The sequence below is a fragment of the Pseudomonas sp. Irchel s3f7 genome (assembly GCF_900187615.1).
Taxonomy (GTDB): Bacteria; Pseudomonadota; Gammaproteobacteria; order Pseudomonadales; family Pseudomonadaceae; genus Aquipseudomonas.
The window spans coordinates 55176-69898 of the sequence record NZ_FYDO01000006.1; the positions used below are offsets into that span (position 1 = coordinate 55176).

The window sequence follows — 14723 nt, forward strand, 5'->3', positions numbered from 1 at the left end:
CTGAGTCTAGGAGCTGGAACGCTCCCGCGTAACCGGCAAAGCTACCTGATTGACCAGTGGCAGTCCAGCCGACGGACAGGGGCTGGCACTTCGCCACAACTCAAGGCATGCTAACCGCCCTTCGGGCGTCCGGCTTATAGTGCACGTCGCGCCAGTCCAGCCAAACCGCAGGATGACAGCTTGTCCAACGTTCCTTCGTCCCTGACTTCCAGTGCGCCGACCACCGCGCCCGGCTCCCCTCTGCGCGGGACATTGAAAGGTACCCTGGCAACTCTCGTTTTGCTGCTGCTCGCACTGCTGTTCTGGCAGTTGTTTGATCAACTGCGCGAAACCCAGAAGAACCAGCGCCAGTACACCATCGATTACACCGCCGATCTGGCCGCTCAAGTCAGCCTGAACATGGCTCTCAACGCCCAGATCGCGCTCAACCTGCTACCGATCATCGAACAGCCGCAGGACGCCGATGAACTGCAGGCGCTGTTGCGCAAGCTGCAACAGTCCTTGCCGGACTTGCGCAGCCTGGCGTTGCTCAGCCCCTCGGGCAAGGTCATCAGCGACAGCGCTATCAACAACGATGACACCGACTACCTGGCCGAACTGGTTCGTCGCAGTCATGCCCAGGCGCATTATTTCAGCAACGCCAGCGATGGCTCGATGGTGCATTTGCTGCTGCACCAGGCCAGCGGCAGTTCCCGCGGTTACTGGGCCTTGCGCCTGACACCCACGTTCTTTTCATCATTGACCAAGCAATCACAAGCCAGTGATCGTCCGCTGTGGCTGGTGGAAAACCGCATCAATCATCAGATCATCAGCCGCGATGAATCGATGCCTTCGGTCAACCCGGGCACCCTGACCGAAGACGATGTTGCCAACAGTGTGCTGACCGTTCCCTTGAGCAGCAGCGACTGGCAGTTGCGCGGGTTGTTCGATCGACAACGCGTGCTTGAAGAACTGCTGCCGGCGTTTATTGGTAAATGCCTGCTGGGCCTGGCGTTTTCCATGCTGCCGTTCATCGCCCTGCTCAACATGCGCCGCCGACAACGCCAGTTGCATGAAGGCCGCCGCCGCTATCAGGATATTTTCGAAGGGACTGGCGTCGCCTTGTGCGTACTGGATATGTCCGGGCTGCAGAACGCTTTCCAAAAGGCACAGCTGCAGAGCAGCGAGCAGTTGCACGAATGGCTGGCCGTGCCGGAGCAGCGCCAGCGATTACTCCAGGAGCTGCGCATCACCGAGGTCAACCAGGTCGCGCTGCAATTGCTCAATGTCGATTCCTCCGACAAGGCCTGGAAGCTGCTGATCGATGGCAACCCGCTTGACGGCACCGCCATCGGCAATCAAGTGCTCGAAGCGGCGCTCAACCAGCAGAAACAGCTTGAACTGGAAATCAAGCTGCAAAATGCCAATGGCCGGGATCAGCACCTGTGGCTGGTGTTGCGCCTGCCGGAGGATCAGGCCGAGTACAACGCGGTGATCCTGAGCATCAACGACATCACCAGCCGCAAACTCATCGAATTGTCACTGCTGGAACGTGAAGGATTCTGGTCGGACGTCGTGCGCACTGTCCCGGATCACTTGTATGTGCAAGACGTGATCAGCCAGCGCATGATCTTCAGCAACCACCACCTGGGCCAGACGCTGGGTTACAACCGCACCGAATTGCACCAGATGGGCGAGTACTTCTGGGAAATCCTGCTGCACCCCGAAGACGCCGATTACTACCACCGCTCACGTCAAGCCCAGCGCCAGGCCGGTTACCGTCAGTTGATGCAATGTCAGTTGCGCTTCCGCCATCAGGATGGTCGGTGGCGACGTTTCGAGATTCGCGAGCAGGCGCTGGCACGGGACAAGGACAATCAGGTCACGCGGATCATCGGCGTGGCCAAGGACATCACCGACCAGATCGAAGCCAGCGAATCCCTGCGCGACAGTGAGCAGCGCTACCGGATGCTGGCCGAAAGCATCAGCGACGTGATTTTCTCCACCGACAGCCGGCTGGCACTCAACTACGTCAGCCCATCGGTGCAAGCGGTGCTGGGCTATGACACCGAGTGGATTTTCCAGAACGGCTGGCAATCGACCATCGCCAACCCGCAGCAGTTGACGGGCATCTACAGCCTGATGGACCGGGTCAGCAAAGCGCTGGATTCGGCCGATCAACTTGCCCTGTTGCGCAGCCAGGTGCAAACCCAACTGTTCCTGTTCGACTGCCTGCGGGCCGACGGGCGCAAGATTCCCATCGAGCTGCGGTTGGTGCTGGTCTGGGACGAACACGGCACGTTCGAAGGCGTGCTCGGCGTCGGTCGCGACATCAGCCAGCAACGCCGGGCGGAAAAAGACCTGCGCATGGCCGCCACGGTATTCGAGCACTCGACGTCGGCGATTTTGATCACCGACCCCGCCGGTTACATCGTGCAGGCTAACGAAGCATTCAGTCGTGTCAGCGGCTACGCCGTGGAGCAGGTGCTCGACCAGTTGCCGAACATGCTGACCGTCGACGAAAAGCAGGAAGCCCACCTGCGTTACGTGCTCAAGCAACTCAATCAGCACAGCACCTGGGAAGGTGAAGTGTGGCTGCGCCGTCGCAATGGCGAACACTATCCAGCCTGGGTCGGCATCACCGCCGTCCTGGATGACGAGGGCGACCTGGCCAGTTACGTGTGTTTCTTCAGCGACATCAGCGAGCGCAAGGCCAGCGAGCAGCGCATTCACCGTCTCGCCTATTACGACGCCCTGACCCACCTGCCGAACCGTACGTTGTTCCAGGATCGCTTGCACACCGCGTTGCAAGCCGCCGAGCGCCAGAAGTCGTGGGTCGTGCTGATGTTCCTCGACCTCGATCGTTTCAAGCCAATCAACGACTCCCTCGGCCACGCCGCGGGTGATCGCATGCTCAAGGACATGGCCACGCGCCTGCTTGGCTGCGTCGACGATGACGACACCGTGGCGCGTATGGGCGGCGACGAGTTCACCTTGCTCCTGCAACCGCGGGCCAACCGTGAAATCGCCTTGAACCGGGCGATTCATGTGGCCGAACAGATTCTCGCCAGCCTCGTGAAACCCTTCGTGCTCGAAGGCCGCGAGTTCTTCGTTACCGCCAGTATCGGCATCGCCCTGAGCCCGCAGGACGGCAACGAACTCAGTCAACTGATGAAGAACGCCGACACCGCGATGTACCACGCCAAGGAGCGCGGCAAGAACAACTTCCAGTTCTATCAGGCCGACATGAATGCCAGCGCGCTGGAGCGGCTGGAGCTGGAAAGCGACTTGCGCCACGCCCTGGAGCAAAACGAGTTCGTGCTGTATTACCAGCCGCAATTCAGTGGTGACGGCAAACACCTGACCGGCGCCGAAGCCCTGCTGCGCTGGCGCCATCCGCGACGCGGGCTGGTGCCGCCGGGGGATTTCATTCCGGTGCTCGAAGAGCTCGGGCTGGTGGTGGATGTCGGTGACTGGGTGATCAGCGAAGCATGCCGTCAGCTCAAGTCCTGGCACCAGGCCAAAGTGCGCGTACCGAAGGTGTCGGTGAACATCTCGGCACGGCAGTTCTCCGATGGCCAGCTCGGCATGCGGATCGCCACCATCCTCAAGGAAACCGGCCTGCCGCCGGCGTGCCTGGAGCTGGAACTGACCGAAAGTATCCTGATGCGCGAAGTCAGCGAGGCGATGCAGATCCTCGACGGTCTGAAAAACCTCGGGCTGAGCATTGCGGTTGATGACTTCGGCACCGGCTATTCATCACTCAACTACCTCAAGCAGTTCCCGATCGACGTGCTGAAGATCGACCGCACCTTCGTCGACGGCCTGCCGTCCGGCGAGCAGGATGCGCAGATTGCCCGTGCCATTATCGCCATGGCCCACAGCCTGAACCTGGCGGTGATCGCCGAAGGCGTGGAAACCCAGGAGCAGCTTGATTTCCTGCGTGAGCACGGCTGTGACGAGGTGCAGGGCTACCTGTTCGGACGGCCGATGCCGGCCAACAAGTTTGAAATGCAATTCAGCAGTGATGCGCTCCTGATGCTCGACTGATTCGCAATCAATGTGGCGAGGGAGCTTGCTCCCGCTTGAGTGCGCAGCGTTCACAAGATTTCAGGGCCGCTTCGCCGCCCAGCGGGAGCAAGCTCCCTCGCCACATTCACCGCTGATCCCCGCATGAAAGCCACTTGTCTGCGACATGATGCCGTTTCATATGCCTTCCAAAACGCGTTGGGGTAGAATGCCCCCCTTTTCTGCCCCCGATCCTTGAGGACCGCCATGTTCAGCCGTGATTTGACTATTGCCAAGTACGACGCCGATCTCTTTGCCGCCATGGAGCAAGAAGCTCAGCGCCAGGAAGAGCACATTGAGCTGATCGCTTCGGAAAACTACACCAGCCCTGCGGTGATGGAAGCTCAAGGCTCGGTACTGACCAACAAGTACGCCGAAGGCTACCCAGGCAAGCGCTACTACGGTGGTTGCGAGTACGTAGACATCGTCGAGCAGCTGGCTATCGATCGCGCCAAAGAGCTGTTCGGCGCCGACTACGCCAACGTTCAGCCGCACGCCGGTTCGCAAGCCAACAGCGCCGTTTACCTGGCCCTGCTGTCGGCCGGTGACACCATCCTGGGCATGAGCCTGGCCCACGGCGGTCACCTGACCCACGGTGCCAGCGTTTCGTCTTCGGGCAAGCTGTACAACGCCATCCAGTACGGCATCGACGCCAACGGCCTGATCGACTACGACGAAGTCGAGCGCCTGGCGGTCGAGAACAAGCCGAAAATGATCGTGGCCGGTTTCTCTGCCTACTCGCAGATCCTCGACTTCCCACGCTTCCGCGCAATCGCTGACAAGGTTGGCGCTTACCTGTTCGTCGACATGGCCCACGTGGCCGGTCTGGTCGCCGCTGGCGTCTACCCGAACCCGGTTCCGTTCGCTGACGTCGTGACCACCACCACCCACAAGACCCTGCGCGGTCCACGTGGCGGTCTGATCCTGGCTCGCGCCAACGCCGACATCGAGAAGAAGCTGAACTCCGCGGTATTCCCGGGCGCCCAGGGTGGCCCGCTGGAACACGTGATCGCGGCCAAGGCGATCTGCTTCAAGGAAGCGCTGCAGCCTGAGTTCAAGACTTACCAGCAACAAGTGGTGAAAAACGCCAAGGCCATGGCTGGCGTGTTCATCGAACGCGGTTTCAACGTGGTGTCCGGCGGTACTGAAAACCACCTGTTCCTGCTGTCGCTGATCAAGCAGGAAATCTCCGGTAAAGACGCCGACGCCGCACTGGGCAAAGCGTTCATCACCGTGAACAAGAACTCCGTGCCAAACGATCCACGCTCCCCGTTCGTCACCTCCGGCCTGCGCTTCGGCACCCCGGCTGTGACCACTCGTGGCTTCAAGGAAGCAGAGTGCAAGGAACTGGCCGGCTGGATCTGCGACATCCTGGCTGATCTGAACAACGAAGCGGTAATCGATGCCGTTCGTGAGAAGGTCAAGACCATCTGCAAGAAGCTGCCGGTGTACGGCGCTTAATCAGCCCGCTAAATCGCAGTCTTGAAAAACCGGCCAGAGATGGCCGGTTTTTTTTCGCCCTTTAAACGCCTCGAGAGGAAACGACGTCGCTACTGTGGCGCACAGCAGAACCCTCAAGCCACGGCTATTGGCGCTGCAAACGCCATGGACAACACATCGGGCAACGTACTATCCACCGCCTGCAACAGGGCCTGACCGACGCCGGTAATCCCCAGCATCAAGCCCAGGTCGGGGACGTTGCGCTCCTCCAGGAAGTCTTCATTGAAGAAGTTATGCGCGACTTGAGAAAGTGCACGCTTGACCCTGGCAATGCCCTGCGCGTTATCCGTGGCGCGATACAGATTCAGCAAGCACATCAGATTGCCGAAATCACCGTGACACAGGCTGTAACCCGACTCTAGCCCCTGTTCCCAGAGGTGACGCTCGCAATGTTCGACGTCCTGCTCGAGCAGGGTTCTGGTTTCGACGTCCAGCGTGTCACCCATCGTCCGGATCAACCAGCGTCGGGTAATCAGAATTCCGGCGTCGCCATGACACCACTTGATGGTGGACGAGGACTTGGCGCTTTCACGCAAATCAAGCCAGTACCCCTCGACGGTGAGGCGATTTTCGGCGCGCACCCATTGCGCTATCAATTGCGCCAGCAGCGGATCGCGGGTCACCTCCCAGACCTTGCCCAACGCATACAGAGCGCCGGAAATACCGTGGGAAAAACCGGTCCACAGCGGCTTGCCCGTGGTCTTGAACAGCAACAATCCGTTTTCCAGCGTTACCGCCGATTGAATGGATTGCGAGAACCGCTCGATCAGGGGGCGCAAAGTTTCACGCCGTTCAAGTTGATAGAGGTTCACCAGTACGGTCACCGCCCCGCACCAGCCATGAATGAAATCGAAGTCATCGGCGATGTGTGGAACATCTACCAGTTTGCTCAATAACTCGTCGACCTTTGCCTGATAGGTCTGGCGGCCGGTCATGAGTTGGTAATTGACCAGCACATACACATAGGAGGTCAGGCCGAAATAGGCACTGACCGTCAGCTCACTGGAAAAATGCCCGTGGGACTTGGCCATTGCGCAAAGAATGCGTTCGGCATCCTCCAGGTACCGGGTTGTGCCGGTGGCGCGGTACAGGCTCAAGTAAAAAATCGCCAGACCACCCATGCCGTTGTACAGGCCGCATCCCATAGGCGAAAGGAAGTGCCGGTTCGTGCGTGGATGCGTGTCCATGAACCGCCAGCCAGCATCGCCCTCCTCACCGTCAATGCGCATCTTTGTGATGATCTCGGCAATGCTCATCGCACCGTCCAGGTACTGCCGGGAGCTCAGGTCCGGCACGGCTTTGAGATGATGCTCCCGGTTCATCGGCAACGCTTCATTGGCCACGGGAAACAGGCACATTTGCAATACATGCCGCTGGAAGGCTTTATCGCTGGTCGAAAGGCTCTCCAGCTTGCGGCGACAACTGTCGAACGGACGCTCGATCGCCATTGGAGCGACCACCTCGCCGTGGGCATTGATCAAGTGGCTGGACAATAAAGGCAGGGTGAAACAAGGGATGTCGGCCTTCTCCAGATCTCTGATTTCATGCCGGGGAATTTGATAATCGTTGAGTGTCTCTGGCAGGTCCGACCACAGCGTCGCCAACAGCAATTGCTGCTGGAGGCGGCACTGAGTAAACCGCGGGTGAAGCATCATCGCGATGAAGTCGGCATAACGCTGGGTGTTTTTGATCAGGACGCGGGTTTTCAGGGTGGCGGCATGCTGTGCGTACAACTCAAGCACGGCTTCCCGACGCTTCACCAATTCATCGTAAGCACGGTCAAAACCAAGGAAAAATGCGTCTTGGTGACCGGCGACCGAGTGCGTCTCGCCATCGAGAATCGGCAAGTGTCGGATGATTGGGTGGCTCTCGAACTCAACAAGTTTCAAACGATAGAAGCGTTGTTCGCGAACCAACTGCTTCCTCTTGCCCGTGAAGTGTCGCTGCCGGCTCAGGCCGCTGTAGTCATTGTCGGCATCCGGGGTGTAAGGCACGAAGCCACTGGAAAAAACCGACTGTGCATTGAGCTTGATGGTTTTGAACAGCGCGCGGCTAGTGGCCAGTGGCGTCCTCACATCAATCATGGCCGCGGTGAACAGGCACTCCAGATCGATCATGACCGGGCTGCTGCCACAGGCAATGATGTTTTCGTAGTGAAAGTCGATGCCGTTCAAGGCATGGATCAACGCAACCTGAGCACCCAGTCGCTGAAAGAAAAGCGCCAGGTCCCCAACGCTTTCGCACGCGCGGTTTTCGAGTTTTTCGATCCAGCAGTGATCGTCCAGCGAGACCATCACAGGGGAATAAATGTCAAAACACACGTGACCGCTACTGGTGTGCAATTTTTCAAGCAGTACACCGTAAAACAGCGCTTCTCGGTTGCTGCGGGGCTTGTACACCAGTGATTGATCGCCGACCTGAACGAAGCAGACCGTTTCGCCGTTGGCGTGGGAGTCGCCCAGCCCCAGGACGATTGAATCGATGCGTCTGCCGCTCAGCGGGAAAGCCGCGCCGAGCCGCTCGATATTGGTGCTGAAGTGATCGATGACCTTGTAAAGGTAAGCCACCGTGTCGTCGATCCGCTGAAACAGCAGATCGGTCAACACCGGGTAGGCAGACAGGAACGGCGCCAGCGCCTCACCTGCGAATTCTCGATTGAACGCCTGCAGATCAAGATCAGGGCTTTCGGCGATCCGGCTGTTCAATTGGTGAACCAGCGACTTCTCGGATAGATAGTTGATACTGGAGATTATGCTCGTGCGAAGGCTGGGCAGAAATGACTCGACATTAATCCATTCACAAGTTCGCGTATATTTTAGATCGCTTTCAAAAACATGTTTCAGATAATTATACCAACGAGCACAAAAGACACCGAAATCGTCGCAATCACTTACTTTAGCTTCAAAAGGTAACGATGCAAGAACTCCAATATTCTGCTCATACCTCGTTTGCAAACAATCATCACCTTCACATTCCATCAACGATAAAAATGCAGACCCATTCAGTAATGCTTGCCGATCAACCCCAAAGTAACGCAGAACGCCTTTATCATCTCTGTGTAGAAGATCAATTGTCTTGCGCATCGCCTCATGATCTGGAGCGTTTGCAACACTCCCGGTTTTTCGCTGTTTGAAACTCAGAGTATCCGTCAACATCGCTAGCACTCGAAATAGACAGGGCCGGAAAAACCGGCCCTGTATTCAGGTTAGGTCAGCAGCCGCAGCCGAGAACGGTGCAACTCAGGGTCCCGCACGACATATTGGTGCACATGGTTTCACCACCGACGTCAGCCTGGCCAGCACTTACATAGGCTTCGAACTCGGAATCCAGCTCACCGGACAGATCCATAATTTGCTCTTGCATGGTATTTCTCCTGACAAAAATAATTGCCTTAGTTGGCACCAGCAAACTTACCACTCACTAAAGATCCGTACAGCCCATCATTTAAAACCGAATGTAAATAGCCCAGCCAGCACAATCAAAAACAGATTAAAACCCTCATTCAATCTAATGCAACACTTAATACAACCACACCACCCGAATATCAATAAAACCAACCCTGCCTACACTAACCCCCACATCAACCCTTACAAAAAAGCAAAAACATCAAACAAAAGATAGAGAACAGAAATACCCCCATAAAAAACGCCCGCTTAAGGCGGGCGCTTGATATCAATTATTTGAATTACATTGGGTTCGTGCTTACTTAATCCGCGGCAACTCGCGCAAACCCTTCACGAATTTTTTCTTCCGGCAAATCATCGGCGATGAACACGATCACGCTTTCACGTGCCTCGCCCTCTGCCCACTCGGTGTCCCAGTCGAAACCGTATAGTTTGAGCACACCCTGGAACACCATGCGGCGTGGTTCGCCCAGGATGCTCAGCACACCTTTGTAACGCAGCAATTGCTTGCCATGCTCCTCGAGCAGTTCGTTCATGAACTCGCTGAGCTTGTCGATATCCAGCGGCTTTTCGGTGCGCAGCACCAGGCTGGAAATACGATCGATGGAGGGGCCCTGGCTGACCGGACGCAAACTCACGCCGCCTCCGAGGTCGGCATTGAGGTTGAAACCGCGCACGTCGAGCAACTCAGCCAAATCGATCTTGCCGTGGTCGACCACGCGGATCGGTGCACGGCGGTTGATCCGGGTCAGGCGCTCGCTCAATGCGGTGAAGGTTGGCTCGTCGACCAGATCACGTTTGCTCACCAGCAAGCGGTCGGCGAAACCGATCTGCGCCTGGGCGATGGTCTGGGTCAGGTGAACGTCGGCGTGCGCGGCGTCGACCAATGTAATGATGCCGTCGAGGATGTAGCGCTCACGCAGTTCCTCGTCGATGAAGAAGGTCTGTGCCACCGGGGCCGGGTCGGCCAGGCCGGTGCATTCGATCACCAGGCGGTCGAAGGCGATGTCGCCGCTGTCGAGGCGCTCGAGCAGCAGGTACAAGGCTTTGGTCAGGTCGGTGTGAATGGTGCAGCAGACGCAGCCGTTGGACAGCGTCATCACTTGTACCGGCTCGTCGCCCAACAGTTGGGTGTCGATACCGGCGTCACTGAATTCGTTCTCGATCACGGCGATTTTCAGGCCGTGCTCGGCTTTGAGCAGATGGCGCAGCAAGGTGGTTTTGCCAGCGCCGAGGAAGCCGCTGAGGATTGTGACTGGAATAGGCGCTGACACAATAAGGTCTCCAAGGTGCAGAAAAAACTGTAGGAGCCGGCTTGCTGGCGATGGCGATTTCCAGAACGCCATCGCCAGCAAGCCGGCTCCTACAGAGATGATTGTTGCCTAAGTGCCTTGTTTCAACAGCACTTGGGCCCACCCTTGCCACCGTAACGCGCTTCCTGACGTTCGCGGAAGAACGCTTCGTAATCCATCATCGGTTTGTCCGGGTGCTTGGTCTGCATATGCTCGACGTAGTTGTCGTAGTCGGGCATGCCGACCATCAGGCGCGCAGCCTGACCGAGGTATTTACCGAGGCGACTCAGGTCATTGAACATGGTGCAAATCCTCGATTACGCGTCCGGCAGTGCCTGGAATGGCGATTCTTTATCCGTACGCTCTTTTTTGCCCCAGGCGGCGATGCCAACCTTGAGCGCATAGAACAGGATGCTGAACACCACGAACAGGAACAGCGCGGTCAGCGTTGCGTTGGTGTAGGCGTTGAAGATCACGTGTTGCATTTGCTCAACGCTCTTGGCCGGGGCGAGGATCTGGCCGTTGGCCAGGGCATCGCTGTATTTCTTCGCCAGGGCCAGGAAGCCGATCGCCGGGTTGGCGTCGAACAGCTTGATGAAGCCTGCGGTGGTGGTGCAGATCAGCAACCACACGGCCGGCAACATGGTGACCCAGACATACCGCTGGCGCTTCATCTTGATCAGCACCACGGTGCCGAGCATCAGCGCGATACCGGCCAGCATCTGGTTGGAGATACCGAACAGCGGCCACAAGGTGTTGATGCCGCCCAGCGGATCGATCACGCCCTGGTACAGCAACCAGCCCCACATCGCCACACAACCGGCGGTGGCAATCAGGTTGGCGGTCCAGGATTCGGTGCGTTTCAGCGCTGGCACGAACGAGCCAAGCAAGTCCTGCAGCATGAAACGCCCGGCACGGGTACCGGCGTCGACTGCGGTCAGGATAAACAGCGCTTCGAACAGGATCGCGAAGTGGTACCAGAACGCCATGGTGTTTTCACCCGGCAGGACGCTGTGCAGGATTTGCGCAATACCGACCGCCAGGGTCGGTGCGCCGCCGGCACGGGCCAGAATGGTGGTTTCACCAATGTCGTGGGCCACCGCTTGCAGCGCTTCCGGGGTGATTGCAAAGCCCCAGCTGCTGACGGCTTGCGCCACTGCGACCACATCACCACCGACCACGGCCGGAGGGCTGTTCATGGCGAAGTACACGCCTGGCTCGATCACCGACGCGGCGACCATGGCCATGATGGCGACGAACGACTCCATCAGCATGCCGCCGTACCCGATGTAACGGGCGTTGGTTTCGTTATCCAGCAGCTTCGGCGTGGTGCCGGAAGCGATCAGCGAGTGGAAACCCGAGACCGCACCACAGGCGATGGTGATGAACAGGAACGGGAACAGACCGCCCTTCCAAACCGGACCGGTGCCGTCGACGAACTGGGTCAGCGCCGGCATTTTCAGCTCGGGCATGGTCACCAGAATGCCAATCGCCAGGGCGACGATGGTGCCGATTTTCAGGAAGGTAGAGAGGTAGTCACGCGGTGCCAGGATCAGCCACACCGGCAATACCGCCGCGACAAAACCGTAGCCGATCAGCATCCAGGTGATCTGGATGCCGGTAAAGGTAAAGACCTTGGCCCACACCGGATCCGCAGCAATTTGCCCGCCGAGCCAGATCGACCCGAGCAGCAACAGCACGCCAATCACCGAGATCTCACCGATGCGACCCGGTCGGATGTAGCGCATGTAGATGCCCATGAACATCGCGATCGGGATGGTCGCCATCACCGTGAAAATACCCCACGGGCTTTCGGCCAGGGCTTTCACGACGATCAATGCCAGCACCGCGAGGATGATGATCATGATCAGGAAGCAGCCAAACAGCGCAATGGTGCCGGGAATGCGGCCCATTTCCTCGCGGACCATGTCCCCCAGGGAACGGCCGTTGCGACGGGTGGACATGAACAGGACCATGAAGTCCTGAACGGCACCCGCCAGCACCACGCCGGCGATCAGCCACAGCGTGCCGGGCAGATAACCCATCTGCGCCGCCAACACCGGGCCCACTAATGGCCCCGCGCCGGCGATGGCCGCGAAGTGGTGACCGAAAAGGATATGTTTGTTGGTTGGAACGTAGTCCAGACCGTCGTTGTTGAGCACGGCGGGGGTGGCCCGTCGCGGGTCGAGTTGCATCACATTGTTGGCGATGAACAGACTGTAGTAGCGATACGCAACCAGATAGATGGCCACGGCAGCGACCACAATCCACAAGGCGTTGATCGCCTCGCCCCTGCGTAATGCCACAACGCCCAGCGCGCACGCACCTATGATTGCCAGCAACAACCAGGGTAAATGGCGTAGCAGGCTATTATTATTTTTCATTTTTTTATTCCAGCCAGAGTGGACAAGAAGACAGCCACAACGAGTTTAGCGCTCCTGACGACAAAGGCCATACCCAACGTTGGTCTAGAGCCCTGCCCTGGCTGGCAGGTACCGACAATGCGGGTCTATAGTCAGCGAACATCAAGAGGATTGCGCCATGAGCGAGCACGCTGCCGATCGCCGTCGCTTCAAACGTATCGCGTTCGATGCCCGAACCGAACTGAGCCAGGGAGAGCACATCTGGCCGGTGAAGTTGATTGATGTGTCGCTCAAGGGCTTGCTGATCAAGCGACCTGAACCTTGGCTGGGCAATGATGAGCAGGACTTTTCAGTCGACATTCATTTGAGCGAAGACATCAACATTTTCATGGATGTGCACCTGACCCACGAAGAACACGGCCAGATCGGCTTCGTCTGCCGGCACATAAGCCTGGAGTCCATTGAGCGCCTGCGTCGACTGATCGAGCTCAACCTGGCCGACGAGCAGGCGCTTGAACGCGAGTTGGGCGAACTGATCGAAATCTGATCACGTAGAGGGACTGTATTTTATTCGAAGAGCGCGTCGAGGGCCTGTTCCAGTCGCGTCACTGCAATGATCTGCAACCCTGCCGGCGACTCCTTCGGCGCATTGCCCTTGGGCACGATGGCCCGTTTGAAGCCGTGCTTGGCGGCTTCTTTCAAGCGCTCCTGACCGCTCGGCACCGGACGGACTTCACCGGACAACCCGACTTCACCGAATACCAGCAAATCGTGTGGCAGCGGACGGTTGCGTAGGCTGGACATCACGGCCGCCATCAACGCCAGGTCTGACGCGGTTTCCAGCACTTTCACCCCACCGACCACGTTGAGAAACACATCCTGATCGTGGGTGGGGATGCCACCATGACGGTGCAACACCGCCAGCAACATCGCCAAGCGGTTCTGATCCAGCCCGAGCGTGACCCGACGCGGATTAGCCAGGTGGCTGTCATCCACCAGCGCCTGGACTTCCACCAGCATCGGCCGGGTGCCTTCCCAAGTCGCCATGACCACACTGCCCGGGACTTCTTCCTGAGCACGGGTCAGAAAAATCGCAGACGGGTTGGAGACTTCTTTCAGGCCTTTGTCGGTCATGCCGAAAACGCCCAGTTCGTTGACCGCGCCGAAACGGTTCTTCACCGCCCGCAACAGGCGCAAACGGCCATCGGACTCACCTTCGAAATACAACACGGTGTCGACCATGTGTTCCAGCACTCGCGGACCGGCCAAAGCGCCTTCCTTGGTCACGTGGCCCACCAGGAAAATCGCCGTGCCGCTCTGCTTGGCATAACGCACCAGCAACGCCGCACTCTCGCGCACCTGGGATACACCGCCGGGAGCCGATTGCAGTTGCTCGGTGAAGATGGTCTGGATCGAATCGATCACCATCACTTTGGGTTTTTCCACCCGGGCCGTGGCGATGATGGTTTCAATGCAGGTCTCAGTCATGACCCGCAGCTGATCCTGGGGCAAACCGAGTCGCCGGGCACGCATGGCTACTTGTTGCTGGGACTCTTCGCCAGTGACGTACAACGCGGGCATGCTTTTGGCGAGGTTGCACAAGGTTTGCAACAGAATGGTTGACTTGCCGATGCCGGGGTCACCACCGATCAGCACGACCGAACCGTCGACGAGGCCTCCGCCCAGTACCCGATCCAGTTCGCTGGACGCGGTAGAGAAACGCGGTATCTCCTCGACGCTGACCTCTGCCAGTGTCTTGATCTGCGCCTGCTGGCCGGTCCAACCGGTACGACCGCTGGGCGCTGCTGCCCCGCCGCTTTCCACCATGGTTTCGGTGAGCGTGTTCCAGGCGCCGCATTCACCGCACTGGCCAGCCCACTTGGGGAAGGTTGAGCCGCACTCGGTGCAGCCGTACATGCGCTTGGCCTTGGCCATCGGAACTCCCGGAAAAAAACGCGATGATAGCTCAGGTTGAGCCCATCAGCGCGGCAAGATGATGACTGATGTTTTGGAGTTCAATGATGTATCCGTTTAACTGGCATTTATCGAGACACGATCACTGCGCAATTAACTCTTGTATAAGTTTTCTGTATCAGAACCTATACAAACCCGACGAT

At 58.2% G+C, this 14723-nt stretch carries 9 protein-coding genes; 3 read left to right on the plus strand and 6 right to left on the minus strand.

What is annotated here, in order from left to right; genetic code table 11:
- The first annotated feature begins 180 nt into the window (after positions 1–180).
- Together CKW19_RS06755 and glyA are read left to right on the plus strand one after the other, a co-directional pair.
- Positions 181–4029 (plus strand): EAL domain-containing protein, encoded by a 3849-nt coding sequence (locus CKW19_RS06755; RefSeq protein WP_095057188.1) that lies wholly within the window; start codon positions 181–183, stop codon positions 4027–4029.
- Between the two features lie 225 nt (positions 4030–4254).
- Positions 4255–5508, plus strand: coding sequence for a serine hydroxymethyltransferase (glyA, locus tag CKW19_RS06760; protein WP_095057189.1), 1254 nt, complete (start codon positions 4255–4257; stop codon positions 5506–5508).
- 113 nt (positions 5509–5621) lie between these two features.
- On the opposite strand, the gene lanM is transcribed toward glyA, so the two are convergent.
- The 5 genes from lanM to CKW19_RS06780 form a co-directional block, all read right to left on the minus strand.
- Entirely contained in the window at positions 5622–8702 is a 3081-nt protein-coding gene (gene lanM / locus CKW19_RS06765; RefSeq protein WP_095057190.1) for a type 2 lanthipeptide synthetase LanM, read from the minus strand.
- Between the two features lie 55 nt (positions 8703–8757).
- Complete coding sequence (locus tag CKW19_RS28830; protein WP_177408783.1) at positions 8758–8910, minus strand: hypothetical protein; 153 nt, start codon at positions 8908–8910, stop codon at positions 8758–8760.
- Between the two features lie 343 nt (positions 8911–9253).
- Positions 9254–10225, minus strand: a complete 972-nt coding sequence (gene yjiA / locus CKW19_RS06770) for a GTPase (protein WP_095057191.1) — start codon at positions 10223–10225, stop codon at positions 9254–9256.
- A gap of 122 nt (positions 10226–10347) precedes the next feature.
- Positions 10348–10545 (minus strand): YbdD/YjiX family protein, encoded by a 198-nt coding sequence (locus CKW19_RS06775; protein WP_003182142.1) that lies wholly within the window; start codon positions 10543–10545, stop codon positions 10348–10350.
- Positions 10546–10560: 15 nt separating this feature from the next.
- On the minus strand, positions 10561–12627 hold the full coding sequence (locus CKW19_RS06780) for a carbon starvation CstA family protein (RefSeq protein WP_095057192.1): 2067 nt from the start codon (positions 12625–12627) through the stop codon (positions 10561–10563).
- Between the two features lie 157 nt (positions 12628–12784).
- Here CKW19_RS06780 and CKW19_RS06785 point away from each other — a divergent pair, with 157 nt between their 5' ends.
- On the plus strand, positions 12785–13153 hold the full coding sequence (locus CKW19_RS06785) for a PilZ domain-containing protein (RefSeq protein ID WP_095057193.1): 369 nt from the start codon (positions 12785–12787) through the stop codon (positions 13151–13153).
- A gap of 20 nt (positions 13154–13173) precedes the next feature.
- Here CKW19_RS06785 and radA read toward each other — a convergent pair whose 3' ends face one another.
- Positions 13174–14541, minus strand: a complete 1368-nt coding sequence (gene radA, locus CKW19_RS06790) for a DNA repair protein RadA (protein WP_095057194.1) — start codon at positions 14539–14541, stop codon at positions 13174–13176.
- Positions 14542–14723 lie beyond the last annotated feature (182 nt).

Bases quoted from the DNA above. Each gene is read 5' to 3' on its own strand.
- glyA (WP_095057189.1), top strand. From the start codon at position 4,255: ATGTTCAGCCGTGATTTGACTATTGCCAAGTACGACGCCGATCTCTTT.
- lanM (WP_095057190.1), bottom strand. From the start codon at position 8,702: ATGTTGACGGATACTCTGAGTTTCAAACAGCGAAAAACCGGGAGTGTT.
- CKW19_RS28830 (WP_177408783.1), bottom strand. From the start codon at position 8,910: ATGCAAGAGCAAATTATGGATCTGTCCGGTGAGCTGGATTCCGAGTTC.
- CKW19_RS06775 (WP_003182142.1), bottom strand. From the start codon at position 10,545: ATGTTCAATGACCTGAGTCGCCTCGGTAAATACCTCGGTCAGGCTGCG.
- CKW19_RS06780 (WP_095057192.1), bottom strand. From the start codon at position 12,627: ATGAAAAATAATAATAGCCTGCTACGCCATTTACCCTGGTTGTTGCTG.
- CKW19_RS06785 (WP_095057193.1), top strand. From the start codon at position 12,785: ATGAGCGAGCACGCTGCCGATCGCCGTCGCTTCAAACGTATCGCGTTC.
- radA (WP_095057194.1), bottom strand. From the start codon at position 14,541: ATGGCCAAGGCCAAGCGCATGTACGGCTGCACCGAGTGCGGCTCAACC.